This is a genomic window from Plantactinospora sp. B6F1 (assembly GCF_040120695.1).
Lineage (GTDB): Bacteria > Actinomycetota > Actinomycetes > Mycobacteriales > Micromonosporaceae > Plantactinospora.
Genome location: NZ_JBEEAC010000006.1, coordinates 218,558 through 238,871, shown reverse-complemented (window position 1 = coordinate 238,871; position 20,314 = coordinate 218,558). Strand labels below are relative to the sequence as shown.

19 protein-coding genes are annotated in these 20,314 nt (G+C 72.6%); 8 read left to right on the top strand and 11 right to left on the bottom strand.

Features of this window, described 5'->3' with window-relative positions; genetic code table 11:
* Positions 1-60 precede the first annotated feature (60 nt).
* From pheS to ABNF97_RS11745, 9 genes are all read right to left on the bottom strand, one after another.
* Positions 61-1,122 carry a phenylalanine--tRNA ligase subunit alpha gene (gene pheS, locus ABNF97_RS11785; RefSeq protein WP_130460238.1) on the bottom strand — a complete coding sequence of 354 codons (1,062 nt, stop codon included), beginning with the start codon at positions 1,120-1,122 and terminating at the stop codon, positions 61-63.
* 526 nt (positions 1,123-1,648) lie between these two features.
* Positions 1,649-2,533 carry a TrmH family RNA methyltransferase gene (locus tag ABNF97_RS11780; protein ID WP_349338549.1) on the bottom strand — a complete coding sequence of 295 codons (885 nt, stop codon included), beginning with the start codon at positions 2,531-2,533 and terminating at the stop codon, positions 1,649-1,651.
* A 31-nt stretch (positions 2,534-2,564) separates the two neighbouring features.
* Positions 2,565-2,957: a 50S ribosomal protein L20 gene (rplT, locus tag ABNF97_RS11775; protein WP_130460240.1), complete on the bottom strand. Its 393-nt coding sequence runs from the start codon at positions 2,955-2,957 to the stop codon at positions 2,565-2,567.
* 32 nt (positions 2,958-2,989) lie between these two features.
* A complete protein-coding gene (gene rpmI / locus ABNF97_RS11770; RefSeq protein ID WP_130460241.1) occupies positions 2,990-3,184 on the bottom strand; it encodes a 50S ribosomal protein L35 in 195 nt (64 codons plus the stop codon).
* 20 nt (positions 3,185-3,204) lie between these two features.
* The gene (infC, locus tag ABNF97_RS11765) at positions 3,205-3,825 is read right to left on the bottom strand and encodes a translation initiation factor IF-3 (protein ID WP_130460242.1); all 621 of its coding nucleotides are present in this window, start codon (positions 3,823-3,825) and stop codon (positions 3,205-3,207) included.
* A 340-nt stretch (positions 3,826-4,165) separates the two neighbouring features.
* A complete protein-coding gene (locus tag ABNF97_RS11760; protein ID WP_349338548.1) occupies positions 4,166-4,681 on the bottom strand; it encodes a PH domain-containing protein in 516 nt (171 codons plus the stop codon).
* Positions 4,682-4,709: 28 nt separating this feature from the next.
* Positions 4,710-5,711, bottom strand: coding sequence for a DMT family transporter (locus ABNF97_RS11755; protein ID WP_349338547.1), 1,002 nt, complete (start codon positions 5,709-5,711; stop codon positions 4,710-4,712).
* A 281-nt stretch (positions 5,712-5,992) separates the two neighbouring features.
* Entirely contained in the window at positions 5,993-6,430 is a 438-nt protein-coding gene (locus ABNF97_RS11750; protein ID WP_349338546.1) for a MerR family transcriptional regulator, read from the bottom strand.
* Entirely contained in the window at positions 6,423-6,785 is a 363-nt protein-coding gene (locus ABNF97_RS11745) for a hypothetical protein (protein ID WP_349338545.1), read from the bottom strand. The genes ABNF97_RS11750 and ABNF97_RS11745 overlap by 8 nt, the downstream gene beginning before the upstream one ends.
* 104 nt (positions 6,786-6,889) lie before the next feature.
* On the opposite strand from ABNF97_RS11745, the gene ABNF97_RS11740 reads away from it, so the two are divergent.
* The 8 genes from ABNF97_RS11740 to ABNF97_RS11705 all read left to right on the top strand — a co-directional run bounded on the left by ABNF97_RS11740 (position 6,890) and on the right by ABNF97_RS11705 (position 16,679).
* Complete coding sequence (locus ABNF97_RS11740) at positions 6,890-7,978, top strand: DUF4037 domain-containing protein (protein ID WP_349338544.1); 1,089 nt, start codon at positions 6,890-6,892, stop codon at positions 7,976-7,978.
* Positions 7,979-8,077: 99 nt separating this feature from the next.
* Complete coding sequence (locus ABNF97_RS11735) at positions 8,078-8,578, top strand: hypothetical protein (protein WP_349338543.1); 501 nt, start codon at positions 8,078-8,080, stop codon at positions 8,576-8,578.
* A 218-nt stretch (positions 8,579-8,796) separates the two neighbouring features.
* Positions 8,797-11,871 carry an EAL domain-containing protein gene (locus ABNF97_RS11730; RefSeq protein ID WP_349338542.1) on the top strand — a complete coding sequence of 1,025 codons (3,075 nt, stop codon included), beginning with the start codon at positions 8,797-8,799 and terminating at the stop codon, positions 11,869-11,871.
* 232 nt (positions 11,872-12,103) lie between these two features.
* Positions 12,104-13,186 (top strand): polysaccharide deacetylase family protein, encoded by a 1,083-nt coding sequence (locus tag ABNF97_RS11725; RefSeq protein WP_349338541.1) that lies wholly within the window; start codon positions 12,104-12,106, stop codon positions 13,184-13,186.
* A gap of 344 nt (positions 13,187-13,530) precedes the next feature.
* Positions 13,531-13,980: a helix-turn-helix domain-containing protein gene (locus ABNF97_RS11720; protein ID WP_349338540.1), complete on the top strand. Its 450-nt coding sequence runs from the start codon at positions 13,531-13,533 to the stop codon at positions 13,978-13,980.
* A 51-nt stretch (positions 13,981-14,031) separates the two neighbouring features.
* Positions 14,032-14,535 (top strand): hypothetical protein, encoded by a 504-nt coding sequence (locus tag ABNF97_RS11715; protein ID WP_349338539.1) that lies wholly within the window; start codon positions 14,032-14,034, stop codon positions 14,533-14,535.
* Positions 14,536-14,546: 11 nt separating this feature from the next.
* Positions 14,547-15,821 carry an MAB_1171c family putative transporter gene (locus ABNF97_RS11710; protein ID WP_349338538.1) on the top strand — a complete coding sequence of 425 codons (1,275 nt, stop codon included), beginning with the start codon at positions 14,547-14,549 and terminating at the stop codon, positions 15,819-15,821.
* 9 nt (positions 15,822-15,830) lie between these two features.
* Positions 15,831-16,679, top strand: a complete 849-nt coding sequence (locus tag ABNF97_RS11705) for an oxygenase MpaB family protein (protein WP_349338537.1) — start codon at positions 15,831-15,833, stop codon at positions 16,677-16,679.
* A 67-nt stretch (positions 16,680-16,746) separates the two neighbouring features.
* On the opposite strand, the gene ABNF97_RS11700 is transcribed toward ABNF97_RS11705, so the two are convergent.
* Positions 16,747-17,904, bottom strand: coding sequence for a hypothetical protein (locus tag ABNF97_RS11700; protein WP_349338536.1), 1,158 nt, complete (start codon positions 17,902-17,904; stop codon positions 16,747-16,749).
* Positions 17,901-20,189, bottom strand: coding sequence for a hypothetical protein (locus ABNF97_RS11695; RefSeq protein ID WP_349338535.1), 2,289 nt, complete (start codon positions 20,187-20,189; stop codon positions 17,901-17,903). The genes ABNF97_RS11700 and ABNF97_RS11695 overlap by 4 nt, the downstream gene beginning before the upstream one ends.
* Positions 20,190-20,314: the final 125 nt, after the last annotated feature.

Below are 20,314 nucleotides of genomic sequence, written 5' to 3'. Positions count from 1 at the left end.
CTCAGACCACCGCATCCGTTCCGACGTGCATCGCTTCCGTAGCCTCGTTCGTCATCCCGTTCACACCTCGACCCCGAACGCGCGGGTGAACCGCACGTCCCCCTCGGCCATGTCCCGCATGTCGCCGATGCCGTGCCGGAACATCAGGGTCCGCTCGATGCCCATCCCGAAGGCGAATCCGGAGTAGACGTCCGGGTCGATGCCGCAGGCCCGCAGCACCCGGGGGTTGACCATGCCGCAGCCGCCCCACTCCACCCAGCGCGGGCCGTCCCGGTGCTGAGCGAACCAGACGTCGAACTCGCCGCTCGGCTCGGTGAACGGGAAGTAGTGCGGGCGCCACCGGGTCCGCGCCTCGGCCCCGAACATCGCCCTGGCCAGGTGGTCCAGGGTGCCCCGCAGGTGCGCCATGGTGATCCCCTCGTCCACCACCAGCCCCTCGACCTGGTGGAAGACCGGACTGTGCGTGGCGTCCAGCTCGTCGGTCCGGTAGACCCGGCCGGGGCAGACCACGTAGATCGGCGGCTTGCGGGCCAACATCGTCCGAGCCTGCACCGGTGAGGTGTGCGTCCGGAGCACCAGACCCGGTACGTCCAGGTAGAAGGTGTCCATGGTGCCCCGGGCCGGGTGGTCCGGCGGGATGTTCAGGGCGTCGAAGTTGGTCCACTCCAACTCGACCTCGGGCCCCTCGGCGATCTCGTAGCCCATCCCGACGAAGAGGTCGCCGATCCGCTCCGCGAGGGTGCTTATCGGGTGCCGGGCGCCGCGCGGCCGCCGGTCGTAGCGGAGGGTGACGTCCACCCGCTCCTCGGCGAGGATCCGCTCGGCCCGCGCCGCCTGGACGACCGCCAGCCGCTGCGCGTACGCGGACTCGATCGACCGGCGGGCCTCGTTGACCCGCTTGCCTGCGTCGGACTTGGCGGCCGGCGGCAGCGCGCCGATCTCCCGGCGGGCCAGCGAGACCGGTGCCCGGTCGCCGAGGTGCACCCGGCGCAGTTCGGCCAGCCCGTCGGGGTCGGTGGCGGCCTCGAACGCCACCGCCGCGTCGGCCACCGCCGCCGCCAGCGCCTCCGGGTCGAGCAGGGCGACCTGTTTCGGGTCGTACGGGTCGTTGCGATACGTCATGGCGTGCGGCTACTCCCTCTGCGTCGCGGGCGGTGACCCCGCTGCCTCCGCGTCGAATGTCCCCGGCGCCGCGCGTGCTGCCGGCGGCACCTCGCCGGTGGCCCGGCCGGCCCGCTCCGCAGCGGTACGGGTACCGGGCGACCCGGTCGTGGTGCGCCGGAGCACCGGCGACGCCGTGGACAGGTCGGTGAACCTCGGTCGGCCTCCCCTCGCGCGCCGTTCGGGGCCCGAGCGAGTCGGGGCGACCGGCGCGCGCTGTTCAGGTGGGAAGGTTCGGTGGGCGCCCCTTGCGGGCGGCTCACAGAGTCTACGGACGGGCGGCTGGGCCGCAGCCCGCCGGTGGGAGGGGGACGCAGGGAGGAGAGGAGAGGTCAGCCCTGCCGCCCGCCGACACCGGCGGGCTGGCTAAACGAGCGGCGTCGCGCCTCGCGGACGCGCCCCTTCGCGGACTCGGTCATCAGGTCGACAACTCCCTGGTCAGTTCTGCTGGCCCGGCGCCCATCCTGCGCCCTCCGGCGCCCGACCATTATGCGCTCTCCGGCGGCGTGCGGGCGACACCGGACCGCAGGGCTCTGGCCGAAGCGTACAGGCAGACGGCGGCAGCGGCAGCCAGGTTGAGGCTCTCGGCGCGGCCGTGCAGCGGCACGCGTACCCGGGCGTCGGCGGTCCCGGCCAGCTCCGCCGGCAGGCCGTGCGCTTCGGAGCCGAAGAGCCAGGCGGTGGGCCGGGCCAAGCCACCGGAGTCGGCCAGCTCGTCCAGGTCGGTCTCGCCGTAGCCGGAGGCGGCCAGCACGGTGAGCCCGGCCGTCCGCAGCGCGACCACCACGTCGGCCGGGTCGGCGGCCCGGACCAGGTCGAGGTGGAAGAGGCTGCCGGCCGACGACCGCACGCACTTGCCGTTGTACGGGTCGACCGCGTCCCCGGCGAAGACCACCGCGCCGGCCCCGGCGGCGTCGGCGGTCCGCAGCACGGTGCCGGCGTTGCCCGGATCGCGGATCTCGGCCAGCACGGCGACCAGCCGGGGGCCCCGATCCAGCGCGGTGCCGATCGACACGTCGAGCCGGGAGCAGACCGCGACGATTCCCTGCGGGGCGACCGTCTCGGTCAGCGCCGCCAGCGCGTCGTCGGTCACCGCGGAGACCGGTACTCCGGCCCGGGCGGCGGTGTCGGCGAGGTCGGCGTACCGGTCGAGCCCGGCCGGGGTGCCGAAGAGCTCGACCGGCACACCGGGGACGGCCAGCGCCTCCCGGACCGCCTGCGGGCCCTCGGCCAGGAACCGGCCGGTGGTGTCGCGCTCCCGGCGCCGGTGCAGCCGCCGGGCCGCGACGATCCTCGGGGTACGCGAGGTGAAGAGTGGTCGATCCGAGTACCGGACATGGTCAAGGCGCCCCACGTGCGGATCTACCGACATGTGGGACGCCTCGATCGGGGTGTCGCGGTGGTCAGGCGGCCTGGGCCGACGCGCCGCCGGTGCCCTCGGCCGCCACGGCGGCGCGAGCGACCTCGACGATGGCCGCGAAGGCCGTCGGGTCGTTGACCGCGAGGTCGGCCAGGATCTTGCGGTCCACCTCGACGCCGGCCAGCTTCAGCCCCTGGATGAGCCGGTTGTAGGTCATCCCGTTGGCGCGGGCTGCCGCGTTGATCCGGGTGATCCAGAGCTGCCGGAAGTCGCCCTTGCGGTCCCGCCGGTCCCGGTAGGCGTACTGCATCGAGTGCAGCACCTGCTCCTTGGCCTTGCGGTAGAGCCGGGACCGCTGGCCGCGGTAGCCGCTGGCGCTCTCCAGCAGCGTACGGCGCTTCTTCTGGGCGTTCACTGACCGCTTGACGCGTGCCATCTCAACTACTCCTTCAGGTCAAGAGGCGCGCGTCAGCGGGCCAGCAACTTCTTGATTCGCTTGACGTCGGCCTTGGCCACCTCGACGGTGCCGGTGAGCCGGCGGGTCCGGGTGGAGGGCTTCTTCTCCAGGTTGTGCCGGAGGCCGGCCTGCTGGGCAACGATCTTGCCCCTGCCGGTCACCTTGACCCGCTTGCCCATCCCGGTGTGGCTCTTCATCTTCGGCATCTTGGTGCGTCTCTCCCCTGTTACTCGCCGGTGGTTCCGGCGGGTCCGGCCGGGCCGGGTGTGGCCCCGGCAGCCGGCGATGCCTCGGCGGCACCGGCCTCCCGCTCTCGCGGCGAGCCAGCCCGGGCAGCCGTGGCGGCCGCCTTGGTGGCCCGGTGCGGAGCCAGGACCATGATCATGTTACGGCCGTCCTGCTTCGGAGCGGCCTCGACGTACCCCAGTTCCGAGATCTCGGATTCGAGTCGGCGCAGGAGCCGGTAGCCCAGCTCCGGTCGACTCTGCTCGCGACCGCGGAACATGATCGTCACCTTGACCTTGTCGCCCGCCTTGAGGAACCGCACCACGTGACCCTTCTTGGTCTCGTAGTCGTGCGGATCGATCTTCGGCCGGAGCTTCATCTCCTTGATGACGGTCTGTTGCTGGTTACGCCTGGCTTCGCGCGCCTTGAGTGCGGACTCGTACTTGTACTTGCCGAAGTCCATGAGCTTGCACACCGGCGGGCGCGCCATGGGCGCAACCTCGACCAGGTCCAGGTCGACGTCCGCGGCCAGCTGCAGGGCGCGCTCCAGTGGGACGATGCCCACCTGCTCGCCCTCAGGGCCGACCAGTCGGACCTCACGTGCCCGGATCTGCTCGTTCACGCGTGGCTCGACGCTGATGGGGCCTCCTCGTGGTGATCCTCACCGGCCGCGCGTCAGCGGTGGCCGGTCCTGATGTCTTCGACCCAAAGCAGAAGGCCCCGGCACATGCCGGGGCCTGCTCGACCGGTCGATGGCGATCGACGATCGCACCCGGAGTCGGCGAGCCGATTCCGGTGACCGGACCCGGACACCAGGTGAGGCGACACGGGTGGGAGCAGGCGCTCCGCTTCTTGACTGCCTGTGGGTAAACCCAGACAGTGGTCGACTGGTAAAGACTAGCAGGTCAGCCCGCAGGATGCCAAAACGGGCACGCCGGAAACCGTGCGTCGCCGGCCGGCGATCAGTCCGCCGTCCGAGCGGCCTCGGTCCGCGGGGCCCCGGGTTCCGGCCGCGACTGCTGGTGTGCGGTGTGCAGGGCGCGCAGGGCGCGTACGCCGTCGACCGCCAGCTCCCGGTCCACCGCCTGGATGGCCAGCACCGGCATCCGCTCGTCGTCGTGCAGCTCCAGCGCCGCCCAGGCCGAGCCCCGGTCGAAGCGCACCGCCCGGATCACGTCCCAGGGCAGGGCGTAGCCGCCGAAGACGTTGCGCACCCGGACCCCGTCGGCGTCCGCCTCCACCCGGGGCCGGGTGAAGAGCAGCACCACGAACCCGCCCAGCACCCCCAGCCCGACCATGGCGAGTTGGTCGCCACGCTGGAAGGTGCCCGCCCCGGAACCGGTCGCACCGTGCAGCCCGACGCTCAGCAGGGCGAAGACCGCCACCAGCGCGGGAGCCAGGATCCAGCAGACCACCCGGATGCGTCGCGGGCGCACGCGCACGGTGCCGGGATCACGGGCGGCGGCGGACTCGGTCACGCCGTCCAGTCTGCCATCCCAGCCCAGGTCAGCCACCACCAGCCCGCCGACGCCGGCCGGCCGCCGCCACGTCGCCGGCCGCCGCCGGCGCGGGAGCGGGTCGAGGCACCGCCGGGGCACCCCGGGCCGCCCGGCCGGAGACGACCACCGCGAGCAGGACCAGCACGGCGCCGACCAGCACCGCCAGGCTCGCGCCGGGGCCGCCCGGCCGCAGGTCGAGCAGGAGCGCCCCGCCCAACTGCCCGGCGACCAGGGACAAACCGGTGCGGAGCAGTCCCACCGACCGGATGCCGACCAGCAGCGCGACGGTGATCGTCACGCCGAGCGGACCGCCGACGTACAGGTACCACTCGCGGGGCCAGCCGGTGGTGCCGAGCTGGGCCAGGGCGCCGGTCACCGCCGCCACCGGCAGCATCACCGTGCTGCTCAACGTGAAGTTGACCGCAGTGGCGGCGGCCGGGTTGGCGACCGTGGAGATCCGGCCGTTCAGCGCGCCCTGGACGGCCACCAGCACCCCGCAGACGACACCGAGCAGCACCAGGCCCACCGCCACGTCGCCGACCGGCCGGCCGACCTGGGCCAGCGCCACCGCCGCGATCCCGAGCAGCGCACCCGCCACCCGGGACCGGGTCAGTCCCATCGGGCCGGCCGGGGCCAGCCGGGTCCGGTCGACGACCAGCCCGCCGCCGCTGTTGCCGGCCACCTGGGCGATTGTGTAAACCGCCACCCCGAGCACCGGCACGATGTAGGTGGCCGCGACGATGAAGAACGTCCCGCACAGCCCGCCCAGGTACGTCCACCAGGGCAGCCTGGTCCGGCGCAGCACCCCGAGCCCGGACCGCATCGACGGCAGTGCGAGCAGACCGAGCAGGACCAGCGCCATTCCCCCGGTGTTGTTGACCAACGCACCGATGATCGGATGACCGGTCCGCTCGCCCATTTCGGCGTTGGCCAGGCTCTGCGCCGCCGCCCCCACCCCGGCGAGCACGGTCAGCCCGATCGCCGCCCAGCCCGGCAGTACCTTCAGCAACGAGACACCCCGTCCACCCGACCCCGCCCGGCGCGACCCTCGACGGCCGGACGGCCCTCGACCGGTCGGGCGGCACGGAACGGCCGGCCCACAGGGTCGCGGCCAAGCTTCACAGCGGAGGACCGCCGGTGTCTGTGACCGAGATCGCTCGACCGGCGTGACCTGGGCGGCAGCCCCCGCCACCGACCGGCCCGCCCGCCCGGCGGGTGCGCCGCCGAGGAGGTGCCGGGTCGGGTGGAGGTGCCGATGTCAGGTTGGTCTGGACCCCACGGTCGGGCCGACTAGACGCCGGGTAGCCCGCCGGGCCGAGCCGGGGACGGGAGTGGGCAGTGCGGGCTTCGCGTGCACTCGACCAGGTCGGCGCAGCCGGCGGCCAGCGCCTCGCGCAGGGTCTCGGCGACTGTCGTCAGGTCGGCGATCCGCTGCTCCACCTCGGCGAGCTTCGCCCGGGTCCGCTCCGGAAGCGTCGGGGCCGGCCGCCGGCCCACCGGCGGACGGCCGGCGCCGAGCAGGTCGCCGACCTCGGCCAGGCTGAACCCGAGCCGCTGCGCCGTCTTGATCGCCCGGAGCAGGGTCACCGTCTCCGCCGGATAGGTCCGGTGCCCGCCGACGGTACGCGCGGGCTCGGCGAGCAGGCCACGCCGCTCGTAGTACCGCAGGGTCTGCTGGTTGACCCCGGCCGCCGCGGCGAGCTGGCCGGGGCGGAGCCGGTCAGGCACCTCGACCACCGTCCGGCGGCACCCGGGCAGCCAGCGCGTCGAGCACCTCGACCTGCCCGGGCGGTACCCCGACGTCCCAGCTCAACCGGCCGCCGGTCAGACCGAGGCGGAAGGTGAAGAAGGAGCAGCAGTCGGATTCCCGCATCATCAGGTCGGCCACCCGGGCCGCCGTCCGCGGGGTCGGGGTCAACTCCAGCCGCAGCCGCGTCGGCTCGACCCGGCGCGCCGAGCGGACCGCCGTGCCGAGGATCCGGGCGAACTCGGCGAGTCGGACCGGCTGCTCCGCCGTCGGCAGCGTGCACGCCGAGGGCACCTCTCCGGGCGGGAAACCTCGCATCTCCGTAGTACCTCGCATGTCTGCCACACCTCAACGGTAAGCCGGTACCCCGGTACCGGATGCAACCCCTTACGCCGACAATTCGCTGGCCGGTCTCGAACCGCCGGCCTACGGTCAGCCGGATGTGGGGTCCGTTCGTGCCGGGGCTGCAACTGTGCCGGCTCTTCTACACCGACGCGGTGCGGCCGCTGCTCGCCGAGGCGTTCCCGGGGCTGCGGTACGCGGCGGCCCGGGTCGGCCCCGGGTCGGAGGTACTCGGCTTCGACACCGAGCGCTCGGTCGACCACGACTGGGGTCCCCGGCTCACCCTCTTCCTCTCCCCCTCCGACCTCGCCCGGTACGGCGAGCGGGTCACGGCGCTGCTGTCGGAGCGGCTGCCGAAGCAGATCCACGGCTGGCCGACGCATTTCCCCCCGGTGCCCGGCCGGGCCCGGGTACCGGCCGGGACCGACGGGCCGGTGGCGCACCTCGTGCAGGTCACCGAGGTGGGCGCCTGGTGTGAGACGCAGCTGGGCTTCGATCCCCGGCCCGGGGTGACGACCTTCGACTGGCTGGCCACTCCCACCCAACTGCTCGCCGAGGTGACCGGTGGGGCGGTCTTCTCCGACGTTCTCGGCGAGCTGACCGCAGTGCGGGACCGCCTGCACTGGTATCCGGACGACGTCTGGCGCTACCTGCTGGCCTGCCAGTGGGCCCGGATCGGCCAGGAGGAGCCCTTCGTCGGGCGGACGGTTGAGGTCGGCGCCGAGGCGGGCAGCCGGGTGCTGGCGGCCCGGCTGACCCGGGACGTGATGCGGCTCTGCCTGCTGATGGCCCGCCGGTACCCGCCGTACGGCAAGTGGCTGGGCAGCGCCTTCGCCGCCCTGCCCGAGGCGTCGGCGGTCGCCGCCGCGCTGGACGGGGCGCTGACCGGGGACGCCACGGCGCGGCAGGCGGCTCTCTGCACCGCCTACGAGGCGGCCGGGGCCTGGCAGAACCGGCTCGGCCTGGCGGGGACGGTGGACCCGACCCGGCGGTGGTTCCACGATCGGCCGTACCCGGTCATCGGGGCCGACCGGTTCGCGGCCGCCCTGCTCGGCCGGATCACCGACCCGGAGATCGCCGGGCTGCCACCGGTGGGCGGGATCGACCAGTACGTGGACAGCACGCCCGTGTTGTGCCAACCGAAGCTGACCAGGGCATTGACGGCCGCCGCGTGGCGGTTTCGGTAGCGGTGACGCGGCGACATCGGGCAACCAGGGCTCGGCGGTCCGTCCCGTCTGGACCGGTGGTCCCCACGCCTGGCGAACGGTTCGGTAGCGTGCCTTCGCATGAGTGCCGTCGTGATCCACGCACCGGGCAAGGCTTCCCGCCGTACCGTCGCCGCACGTCGCCGTCTCGGGCTCGCCGGCCTCCTCGGGCTGGTGGTGTCGGTCGCGGGTTGTGCCGGCGAGGAACCGGCCGGCACGGCGGGCGCGTCACCGGCCGGCACGGCGACGACCGCCGCGGCGACGCCGAGCCCGACCCCGGCCTCGACGGACGGCTGCCCGGTCGACGCGGCGACCCTGTTCGCCGCGCTCAAGGCCAACCGGGAGATCTACTCCGCCCTCGACCCGAAGATCAGCGGCCTCCGCGACCTGGCCTGCTACCGGGGGTACGCGACCGCGACGACGATCGTGCCGCCGGAGCTGGTCGATCCGGCCTTCGTCGCCTTCGAGTACGAGCGGGACAGTGCGACGTGGACGGCGCTCACCGCCGGCACCGATGCGATCTGTACCGATCTGGTCCCGACCAACGTCATTCCCCGGCTGCCGGGCTGCGTCAACTCCTGATCGTTCGGGGTTGCCCGGCCGGGCGAGGCAGTTCCGTGATCTCGGGACGATAAATTCGCGCGTATCGACGTGCCCGAACATGATCCGGTAGGCTCTCGACGGTTATCTGAAAAGTTCCGGAAGTCGACTCGAAACAACCACCGGAAAGCCACCTTTCCACCGGACTCGGCCCTGGCCATCGCGACCCGCGGCGACGGCTGGTGCAGGAGGTGATGGCCGTGGTCGATGGCCCCACCATCGGCGTACTCACCATGTCGGTCGGTTGCGACTATTTCGGCAGCATTCTCGGCGGAATTGCGCGTACGACCGCGGCCGCCGGCGGCCGGATGATCGCCATTCAGACGCTCGGTGCCGGCACGTTCGACTTCGACCCGCCCGAACCTCCGGACTTTCCGCACCCGGTGGCCTGGGACCACGTCTCCGCGTTCGTGGTGATCCTGAACTCGGCGTCGCGGGGATACCTGACCACGATCCAACGGACCGGCAAGCCGGTGATCATGATCAGCGACGAGATGGCCGGTTTCTCCTGCCCGGTGGTACTCCCGGACAACCGCGGCGGGGTACGCGAGGCGGTACTGCACCTGGTCGAGCACGGCCACCGGGAGATCGCCTTCGCCGGATACCTGGAGCTGCGGGATCTGCGCGAGCGTTACGAGGCGTACCGCGACGCGCTGCTGGAGTGCGGGCTGACACCCCGCGCCGAGCTGCATTTCGACACCGGTGACAACCGGGAGAGCGGCGGCGAGCGGGCCGGCCGGGCAATGCTGGCCGCCGGGCTGCCGTGCACGGCGGTGGTGGCCGGAAACGACCTCAACGCGATCGGACTGCTCCGCACGTTCCTGGCCGCCGGTGTGGATGTGCCGCGCCAGCAGGCGGTGGTCGGCTTCGACGACATGGAGGGGGTCGTCTACTTCACCCCGAGCCTCTCCACGGTCCGGCAGAGCTTCGAGGACCTGGGTCGGATCGCCGCCGAACTCGCGCTGAGCGCCGCGAACGGGGCGGAGATCGAGGCTCGCACCTACTCGGTGCCCACGTCGTTCCAGGCACGCGAGTCGTGCGGCTGCGCCGACCCGCTGGCACCCGGTGCGCTCACGGCCGGACCGGACGCCGACACGTCGACCGCCGACGACCTGGTCGCCCGGCTCGTCGCGGCGCTGCCCGGTCAGGTGGATCCGCGCCGCCGGGCCAGCATCGCCCGGGCCGGCGTCCTGGTCGCCGACGCCCTCGCCGCGGCCGCCGACGGTGCCCCGGGACCGGATCTCCTCGACCTGCGCCAGGCCCTGATCGGCCTGCACACGCTGAGCCAGCGGCATCCGGAGGGCATGGTCCGGATGTTGGACTGCGTCCGGGGGTACGGGCTGGGCCTGGCCCGGCGTACCGGGCAGCACGACCGGGCCGCCGCCGAACGGATCCGGACCGGCACCGAGGAGATCGTGGTCGCGCTGGCGCAGAGCCGGTCGCGGGCCCACAAGATCGAGGAGAACGAGTTCCAGACCACCCTCAAGATGCTCTACACGGTCAGCAAGAACCTGCTGCGCAGCCACGAGAAGGATCCCCGTGGACTCGCCTGGATCCAGGACACCAACGCCCGCGGCGGCTGCCTCGGCCTCTGGTCGTCCGGCGGCCCGACCGGCGCCGAACCGACGCTGGACCTGGTCACCATGTTCGAACGGGACCGCGGGCCGGTGCCGATGCCGGTCGGGCCGGTGTCGCCCCGGTCGTTCCCGCCGGCCGAACTCGTCGACCTCGCGGACCTGGACGCCGATCAGATGGTCTACGTGGCGCCGCTGTGCATCGGTGCCAGCGACTGGGGGATGCTCGCCGTCGTCGGTCCGATCGAGGCCGAGGTGGCCAGCGGCCGGGAGATGATGAACCAGTGGGCGGCCCTGCTCACCATCGCCCTCGACCACGACGCGGTGCTGAAGTCCCTGCGTGAGCAGGAGGACCTGTTACGGCACGCGGCACTCTACGATCCGCTCACCGGGCTGGCCAACCGGACCCTCTTCCTGGACCGGCTGGAGGCGGCCGTCACCGCCCAGGCGCGGCACCCGGAGCGGCACTACTCGGTGCTGCTGCTCGACCTCGACGGCTTCAAGCTGGTCAACGACAGCCTGGGGCACCTGGCCGGCGACCGGCTGCTGGTCCAGGTCGCCGAGCGGATCCGGGCCAGCGCCCGGGAGGCCGACGTGGCCGCCCGGTTCGGCGGGGACGAGTTCGCCGTACTGCTGGGGCACCGTTCCGGTGGCGAGGATCCGGTCGCGGTGGCGGAGCGGATCCGGGGCGCGCTGGGCGTGCCGTTCCGGCTCGGCGAAGAGGAGTTCGTCGTCTCGGCCAGCATCGGCATCTCCCGCAGCAGCACCGGTTACCAGCACGCCGAGGACGTGATCCGGGACGCCGACACCGCGATGTACTCGGCGAAGTGGCAACGCAAGGGCTCGCACGCGGTCTTCGACATCGCCATGCACGAGCGGGTCGTCGGGCGGCTGCGCACCGAGGCGGAGCTGCGCCGGGCGCTGGAGACCGGCGGTTTCGAACTCCGCTACCAGCCGATCGTGCGGCTGCACGACGGCCGTACCCGCGCCTTCGAGGCACTGGTGCGCTGGCGGCACCCGGTACGCGGGCTGGTGCTGCCGGGCGAGTTCCTGCCGATCGCCGAGGAGAGCGGGTTGATGCCGCCGATCGGTCGCTGGGCGCTGACCGAGGCGTGCCGGCAGCTCGCCACCTGGCGGGCGAGCGGGTCCGCCCCGGACGGCCTGCGGATGAGCGTCAACGTCTCCAACCGGCAGTTCTGGCACACCCGGCTGCTGGAGGACATCGAGGAGAGTCTGCGGGCGGCGGGGCTGGATCCGGCGGCCCTGATCATCGAGATCACCGAGGGCGTGATCGTGCACGACGTCCCGGCGGCGCGGACGAAGCTGGCGGCCCTGCACGAGCTGGGCGTTCAGCTGCACATCGACGACTTCGGCACCGGCTACTCGTCGTTGCAGGCGCTGCACCACCTGACGATCGACGCCTTCAAGATCGATCGGTCCTTCGTGGCACCACTGGCGACCGACGGCAAGAGTCGTGAGCTGGTCCGGTCGATCGTGTCGATGGGCCTCAACCTCGGTCTGGAACTGGTGGCGGAGGGGATCGAGACCACCGCACAGCGCGACCAGTTGCGCCGGTACGGCTGCCAGCACGGTCAGGGCTACCTCTTCGCCGGCCCGGTCACCGGGGTGGAGGCCGAGGCGATCCTCCGCGACGGCGCGCCGGTCGCGCTGCCCCGGCTGGCGGCCCGGGCCGTCCGCTGACCTGTCTTCCCGGCCGTCAGCCAGAGCCGTCCGCTGACCTGCCTTCCCAGCGGTAACCCCGGGACCATCCGCTGACGTGGCTTCGCGGCCGTCAGCCCGTGCCCGCGGTGCGATGCCGCTAGACATCGACCATTGACGTTGAATATATTTCAATCGACACACCGAAATGTTTCAACGTCCACCGTCATCGGCACCACCACCGGCAGGCACCGTCACTCACCGAGGAGCCCTCATGCCCCGTCCGCCCTCGCGGCGCAGCGGTCTGTTCGCCGCACTCGCCGCCACCGCCCTGGCCGTCACGGCCGGAGCCGTCGCCGTCACCGTCGCGGCCCCACCGGTCGCCGCCGCGGCCTGCAACGGTTACGTGGCCCTGACCTACGACGACGGCCCGAACACCGGCACCACCAACGCGCTGCTCAACGCGTTGCGGTCGGCCGGCGCGCGGGCCACCTTCTTCAACGTCGGCCAGCGGGTCCAGCAGAACCCGGCGCTGGTCCGCGCCCAGCAGCAGGCCGGGATGTGGATCGGCAACCACAGCTGGACCCACCCGCACATGACGCAGCTCAGCACCGCGCAGATGACCTCGGAGATCAGCCAGACCCAGCAGGCGATCCAGCAGGCCACCGGGACCGCGCCGAGGCTGTTCCGGCCGCCGTACGGCGAGACCAACTCCACGCTGCGTGCGGTGCAGGCCCAGTTCGGCCTGACCGAGGTGCTGTGGAGCGTGGACTCCCAGGACTGGAACGGCGCCAGCACGGCCCAGATCGTCCAGGCCGCCAACAACCTCACCGACGGTGGCGTCATCCTGATGCACGACGGCTACCAGACCACCATCAACGCAGTACCGCAGATCGTCGCGAACCTGGCCACCCGCAACCTCTGCCCCGGGATGATCTCTCCGGCCACCGGCCGGGCCGTCGCGCCCGACGGCACCAACCCGACCAACCCACCGACCACCCCGCCGACGAACCCGCCCACGAACCCCCCGACCACCCCGCCCACGAACCCGCCCACGCAGGGACCGGGCGGCTGCACCGCCACCGTGTCGCTGAACTCCTGGAACGGCGGCTTCGTGGCCACCGTACGGGTCACCGCCGGCTCGTCGGGCACCAACGGCTGGTCGGTAGGGGTGACCCTGCCGTCCGGCGCCACGGTCACGAACTCGTGGAACAGCCAGCGCAGCGGCAGCAGCGGGGCGATCACCTTCAGCAACGTGAGCTACAACGGCCGGATCGCCGCCGGCCAGTCGACCGAGTTCGGCTTCCAGGGCACCGGCAGCGGGACCGGCATGTCGCCGACCTGTAGCGCCAGCTGAGCCCGTACCCGACCTCCGTTGCGCGCACCCTACGCCGGATGCCGGCCCTAGCTAGGGCGCGGCCGGGATGGATCTGGCGTCGGGCTCACGGAGCCACCGCCCCCGGGCGGGTGGTCCCGCAGGTGCCGTCAGAACGGCGGGTGCCGGTGTAGGGACACCGCTCCCGCCTCCCCCCGTTGGACGACGACACCGCCCCGTGCCCGCGCGTGCCGGCATGGTCCTTCCGGCATGCGCCCCCGCACGTTCGCAGCGATGATACGCACACCACCGGCGACCCCGTCAACACGCGTGCACATCAGTATGGCATGCTGTAAACCAATGGAACCAGCCGCGGAGGAGGCCAGATGGTTGAGGAGGCGGGCGAGTTCCGCAGCCCGGGATCACTGGCCGACCGGCTGGATCGGCTCTTCGACCGGATCCGCAAGCCGGACGGCAGCGCGTACAGCCTGCGCGAGGTGGCGGAGGCGATCACCGCACAGGGCGAGTCGATCTCGCACGCCTACATCGGACAGCTGCGCACCGGGAAGAAGCGCGACCCCAATCTGAGCCACCTCCGGGCGCTGGCGAAGTTCTTCGGCGTACCGGTGGAGTACTTCACCAGCGACCGGCTGGCGGCCGACATCGACCGGGAGCTCGACCTCGCCGCCGCGTTGCAGCAGGTACGCGCCCGTACCGTCGCGCTGCGCAACTCCGTCATCCCGGAGGCGCAGTCCGCCATCGAGGCCCTCACCGAGTTGCTGGGAGTAATCCGAGTCCTTGAACAGGGCAAGCCGGACGCAAATGATGGCGCGTGAATGCGAGTCGCGGTCTGGCGACAGCACGCCGCGCAGAGGGACGGTTGGCCCATGACGCTACGGCAGGTACGTCTGCGCTGTGAGCAACTCGCGCGCGGCATCCGGGTACCGGACCCGTTCGACCTCGACACGTTCATCAGCGACTTCGGCGCCGACCGGGGGCGTCCGGTCCACCTGATCGCGTTCGACCTGCCCCCGGGGGCGCCGTGCGGGCTCTGCGTCTCGACCGACGTCGCCGACTACCTGGTGGTGACCTCCGCCGCGACCGGGGTGCAGCGGATCCACATCGCCCTGCACGAGCTGGCGCACCTACTGCTGGAGCACCGGCTGCACCTGGTCGACGAGGCACAGGGCAGCCGGCAACTGTTCCGGCACCTCGACCCGACGGTGGTCCGGGCGATGTTCGCCCGGACCAACTACAGCAGCCAGGAGGAGCAGGAGGCCGAGACCCTCGCCTCGCTGCTGGGACAGCGGGCCGGGCTGTGGCGGCCACCCGCGCCGCGTACTCCGAGGGACCCGGTGGTCGAGCGGCTCGGCCAGTCGCTGGAGCACTAGGCTGTCGCCGGATGGACGGTAAGAGCGGCATCTTCCTGTTCTGCGCGGGAGTCGCGTGGATCGCGGTGAGCTACAAGCTGGTGGCCCTCGCCCGCAACCCGCGCAACCTCAACCTCTGGGTACTCACCCTCTGCATCGCCCTGCCGGCGGCCGGTTTCACCATGGCCGTCCCGGCCGTCTACACGTCGGTGAACCGCCTCTTCGGGGTACCGAACCTCGCCTCGCTGCTGGTCTACGGCTGCATCGTCGGATACAGCATCACCGCCCTGGTCATGCTCATGCTCTGGCACATGCCGGCGGCCGAGGCGCTGCCCCGGGCCCGGGTGCTGGCGGTCTTCTACGGGCTGGTGCTGGTCACCATGGCAGTGCTCTTCGCGTTCAGCGGCGCCACCGTCGAGGCGCCGAGCGACTTCGACGACGTCTACGGCCCCCGCCCGGTCGGTGGCACCTTCCTGCTGGTCTACGTCTCGGCGTTCGCCTTCGGGCTCGGCGTCGCCGCGTGGCGCAGCCTCCAGTTCGCCAACCGGGTCGCCCGGACCGACGGCCGCCCATGGCTGCGCCGGGGCCTTCGGCTGGTCGCGGTCGGATCGATCATCGCGCTCGGCTACTGCCTGGGCAAGGGCGGGTACGTCGTCGCCGCCTGGCTCGGCACGACGCTGCCGACCCTGAGCGACCTCGGCACGCTCTGCGCCTGTCTCGGAGCGCTGGTGATCACGACCGGCTTCACCATCCCGTCCTGGGGACCGAGCCTCTCCGCCGCAGCGGAGAAGGTGCGCCGGGCCCGCACCTACCTCCGGCTCTATCCGCTGTGGCACGCCATGTACCAGGCGATGCCGGAGATCGCCCTCGACCCGCCGGCATCCCGCCGAGCCGACCTGCGGATGCTGCGCGACCTCGACTTCGCGCTCTACCGGCGGGTCATCGAGATCCGTGACGGCCGGCTGGCGCTCGCACCGTACCTGGCACCGGCCGACGAGCCGTCCGCACAGGCCGACGAGCCGTCCGCACAAACCGACTCCGGCGGCCGGGCCTCCGCCGCCGCCCGCGAGGCGTTCCGGATCCGCGACGCGCTCGCCCGGCTCCGCGCGGCACACCCGGACCGGCAGGCGGCCGGGCAAGCCTCGACGGCGTCCCGGACCATCCGCCCGGGAGCGCCGGCCGGACCGGACGAGGACGCCGATCTCGCCGGTGACCTCGAATTTCTCGGCCGGGTCTCGTCGGCGCTGCGCCGGCTGCCCCCGGCCGCGAGCGTCGGCAGCTCCCCCGATGCCCCGGTGCGGAACTGAGGCGCACCGATGCTGCACCGGCCCGGCCGGTTCGACCGGCTACGGAAGATCCGCGCACTCGACCCCGTCCGGGACTACCACCGGATCTACCGGACGACCGCGCTCTGGGAGTTTCCGTTCGACGTACGGATGGGGCTGCTGCTGGCGTTCTGGCGTACCTTCGCGGTGCCGTCGATCGCCGAACTGCTCGCCGCGACCGGGGAGACCACGCACCGGACCGAGCGGCGGGCCGACGACACCGGCATCCTCATGTACACGCTCATCGAGCACGGGCTCGACGACCCGCTGGGCCGGGCCGCCACCCGGCGGCTCAACCAACTGCACCGCCGGTACGCCATCGACAACGACGACTACCGCTATGTGCTCGGCACCTTCGTCTTCGTCGGCACCCGCTGGATCGACCGACACGGCTGGCGCCCGCTCTGCTGCCACGAGCGCACCGCGATCTACCACTTCTACGCCCAACTCGGCCGGCGGCTGCGCATCGCCGACATCCCGCCGGACCTGGCCAGTTTCGCCCGCTGGTACGACGCCTTCGAGGCGGAGCGGTTCGCCGCCACCCCGGCCGCCCGGCAATTGATCACCGCCACCAAAGAACTCCTCGCCGACCTGCCGAAGCCGCTGGTACCGGTCGGTGCGCGAATCGCCGACGCACTCCTCGACCCGCCGGTGCGCGAGGCGGTCGGCGTCCCCGCGCCCCCGTGGTGGGCCCGCGCCCTGCTGGCCGGCGCGCTCACCGGACGCGCCCGCTACCTGCGGCACGCGGCGGCACCGCGCCAGCGGCAGTACCTGGAGGGCGGGCTGCGGGCGAAGACGTACCCCGACGGTTACGACATCGGCACGGTCGGCCCGGCATAGCCACCCCAGGTCTGCGGGGGGCGGGCCACCGGTCGGCCCGGCGCCCGGCCCGACAGCCCGGAAACCGCTATCGGCGAAGCATCTCCCGTACCTCGGCGGCGGTCTCCGCCACGGCGGTGAACTGGCGGTCCTCGTCCGCACCCAGACCGTTCACCGCTGACCGGACGACCAGGAGAAGGTTGTCGTCGCGAACCGTGATCGTGACGTCCGTCCCGGCGGCGGAGCCCGTCAGGGCGCGGTGTGCCTGCGGCCACGCCGGGACGAGGTCGTCGGCGGGCACGCCCCGGGCCATGACGTCGTACAGCCGCCGCGCCTGGTCCGCGGTGCCGGCGACCGCGGCGTGGACGTGCAGCAGTGCGACGAAGGTGCCCGACTTCGCCTCGTACTTGCAGGTCTGCTGCCACAGGCCCGAGGCACCTGTCGTGCCCGCACCTCCCGGCGCCCGGTTGACCAGGGCCGAGGGGTGCGCGAAGAAGTCCACCGGGGACGGGGCGATCCGCCCGCACATCCCCGACACGGATCGGTAACCGGGCGCCGCCGTCGGGGCTCCGCCACCACCGCCACCCGGCCACCACGACACGGCCGCGACAGCACCGAGCAGCAGGACGACCGCGCCGGCAGCCCCGGCGACAAGTCGGCCGTTCCACCGCCGACCGCCTGGTTCCGGCGACCGCTGCGACGCCGGCGCCGGCCGGTACCGCCGGGCGAGCGCCGCCCGGAGGTCACGGCGGGCGGGCCGGGCGGCACCCTCCGCCGCACCTGCCGGGGACGCCACGCGGAGGCGGGCGGCCCGGCGCGCTGCCGGCAAGGCGAGCAGCAACGCCACGCCGGCCGTCAGGGCCAACGCCAGCCAACCGGCGGTGACGGCGAGCCGGCGGTACCACGGCACGGCGTGGTACCCGAAGACCGCGAGGAACGGGATGCCGGCCGCGCACACCAGCACGGTCGCGGCCCAGGTGAGTACTCGCGACGCGGCCGGTCGGAGGTGGTTCAGCACCGCCAGGCCGGCAAACAGCGCCGCGACGAGCAGCGAGCCGAGGCCGAGCAGCACCGCACCGGCGACCGGCAGCACCGCCGCGGTGTCATCGCCGGCACGCTCGGCATAGGCCCAACCGATCTCCGGAACGGCGAAGAACGTCCCGATCGCCGTGACCAGGTGGGCGGCGGCGGCACCGCCGAGCAGCCAGCAGACCAGAGCGGCGGTGCCGGGCCTCGGCGCGCTCACGGGCCGGCCTCGTGCCGGTGCGCCGCGGCGGCGCGACGCCGTACGTACCGGCCGAAGAGCCACACACCGCTGAACAGCCAGCCGGCGGCCACGGCGCCGGCGAGCGTCCAGAACACCGGGTTGGCCGACGCGGGCGCCGGTGCCACGGTACGGATCTCCGTCAGCGGTCTCGTGGTCGTCATGCCGCCCAGCCAGAACGCAGCACCGTCCCGCTCCCCGACGACATCGTGCCTCGACGCCTGGACGGACCGCGCGAGCGTCGGCCAGCCGCCGGCGAACACGGCACCGGCGACGGGCGCGTGCGCGGTCCGGGTGAAGTCCACCCCGCCCACCAGGTAGGTTGCCACGACGACGGTGTCACCCCGCATCGACCGGTGGGTGAAGGAGTACTCCCCCTCGGTGTAGGACTTCAGGAACCGGTCGTACACCTCGCGCGGGCTCCACGGCTCGGCGGAGAGCCAGCGGCCGACGTCCCCGGTGTCGACCAGCGCCGAGTACGCGGTGGGCTTGTGCGCGCTGCGGTCCCGGTACCACTGCGCCGCGACCCGGCTGTAGTAGACGCGCCGCAGGTCGGCGTACTCGGGCGAGGAGTTGATCGCCTCCTCGACCAGGGGCAGTACCCGCTCCCGGTAGAGCCGCTCGTTGTGCGTACCGGCCTCGGGGTCCTCCCGGCAGTTCGCCGCCGCCCCGTCGCCTGTCCGGTGGCGCTCGGTCTCCATTCTGACCTCCAGTGGGGCGTCCAGGATGAACAGCTCCCGATCGGTCTCGCGGACGGTCGCCGGTGCCGGGACGATCCACTGCCGCATGGACAGGCACTTGCCGTCACCGCGCAGCGAATCCCAGAAGACCCGGCCCAGCGGTGTCCTCGGGTTGATCAGGTTGACGGTCGTCCGCTTCATCCGCAGGTCCGCTTCGAGCAGGATGCGCCCGGCATCGGTCCGGCCGAACCGCTCGTCGATGATCCGGTCCGGCGCGTCGGGATCCAGGTTGACGGTGAAGGCGTCCACCGGAAGGGCGAGCCAGACGAAGAACGCGTCGGAGGCGATCCTCGCGGCGCGCTCCGCTCCGTACGACGGCTGGCCCTCCAGGGTGGCGTCGGCGCGGAACGCGAACTGCGCGCCCGCGCCCCGATAGACGTCGGAGACGTAGCGCAGTTCGAGCGTCGAGAAGTCGACTCCGCCGAGCTGCCCGGCGGCGACGTCGTCCTCGTCGCCGAACTCGGCGGCGAACTCCGCCGCGCCCTCCGCCGCCAGGGCCGCCTCGGCGGCGGTGGCCGGTGTCAGGGCGAGCGCCTGGCTCAACCCCCCGCCGGCCGGGTACTGGCCGCTGGCCATCATCCCGTCGACCGGAACGGCCGGCGGTGCGGCGGCGTTCCCACCGGCCGGCCCGCCGGGGCCCACCGGTGCCGTCGGGGCCGGCCGGGCGAGGGCAGGTGCCGGCGGGGCACGGGGATCGTCCGGCACCGGCTGCGGCGTCCCCGTCGCCCGGAACACCCGCGCCTGCACGATCGACCCACGTCGGCTCCTGGGCAACCCGAGCCTCGCCAGTTCGTCCTCGACCGTCTCGCGGATCTGCGTCAGCACCCGCTCGTGCGGTTGCTGGGCGAAGTAGTATCCGACGGCCTTCTGGTTCAGCACGGCGATGCGCACGTAGGCCCGGAGCTGGCGCAGTTCCTTGGCCCTCAGCCGATCCCGGTAGCCGAACTTGAACTCGTAGACGCAGGGCTCGTCGGGGTGGAACGCGTCCGGCCGCTGCCCCGGGTACGCGCCCGGGACGTCGTCCAGCCGCTCGTCGAGCCGCCAGCCCCGCGCGGGATCCAGCAGCAGCCGACCAGCCATGAACGACTCGAACGACTCGCCGCCGGACCACCGGGCGTGACCGCGTACGTACCTCGTCCGGTAATCCTGGAAGTCGAGCCGGGGGTTTCGTCGTACCCGGTCACGCCAGCGTGCCCAGAAGCGCGCCGTGCTGCCGACCGCGTACTGGTCCTCCGGCCCCAGTCGTGCCAGATAGTCGTCGAACTGGGATCGTTGAGGGCTGGATCGCGGTGGCGGTGCGGGCAGCAGGAGCACCCGCTGCGCCGTCGGATACGTGAACTCCATCGGCACGTGCAGGGCGACGCCCTGCTCCGGGTCGTACCCGACACTCCAGCAGTTCGGCCCGGTGGCCGGCTGGTAGGCGACCGCCGGCACGGCGGCGGGACCGAGCAGCGCGGCGACGGCCACCACGACAGCGGCGGCCGGTACGCCGAAAGCCCTACGAAGCCACCGGGTGGTTACCGGCATTTCCGACCTCCCGCGCCCGATCCCGACCCGGCGATGCACCTGAGATCCGCGAGATTATTGACGCGTCCGAATTGCCGTCAACGCATTCCCTGGGTGCGGCGGAACGTTGCGGAAAACAGACTGCG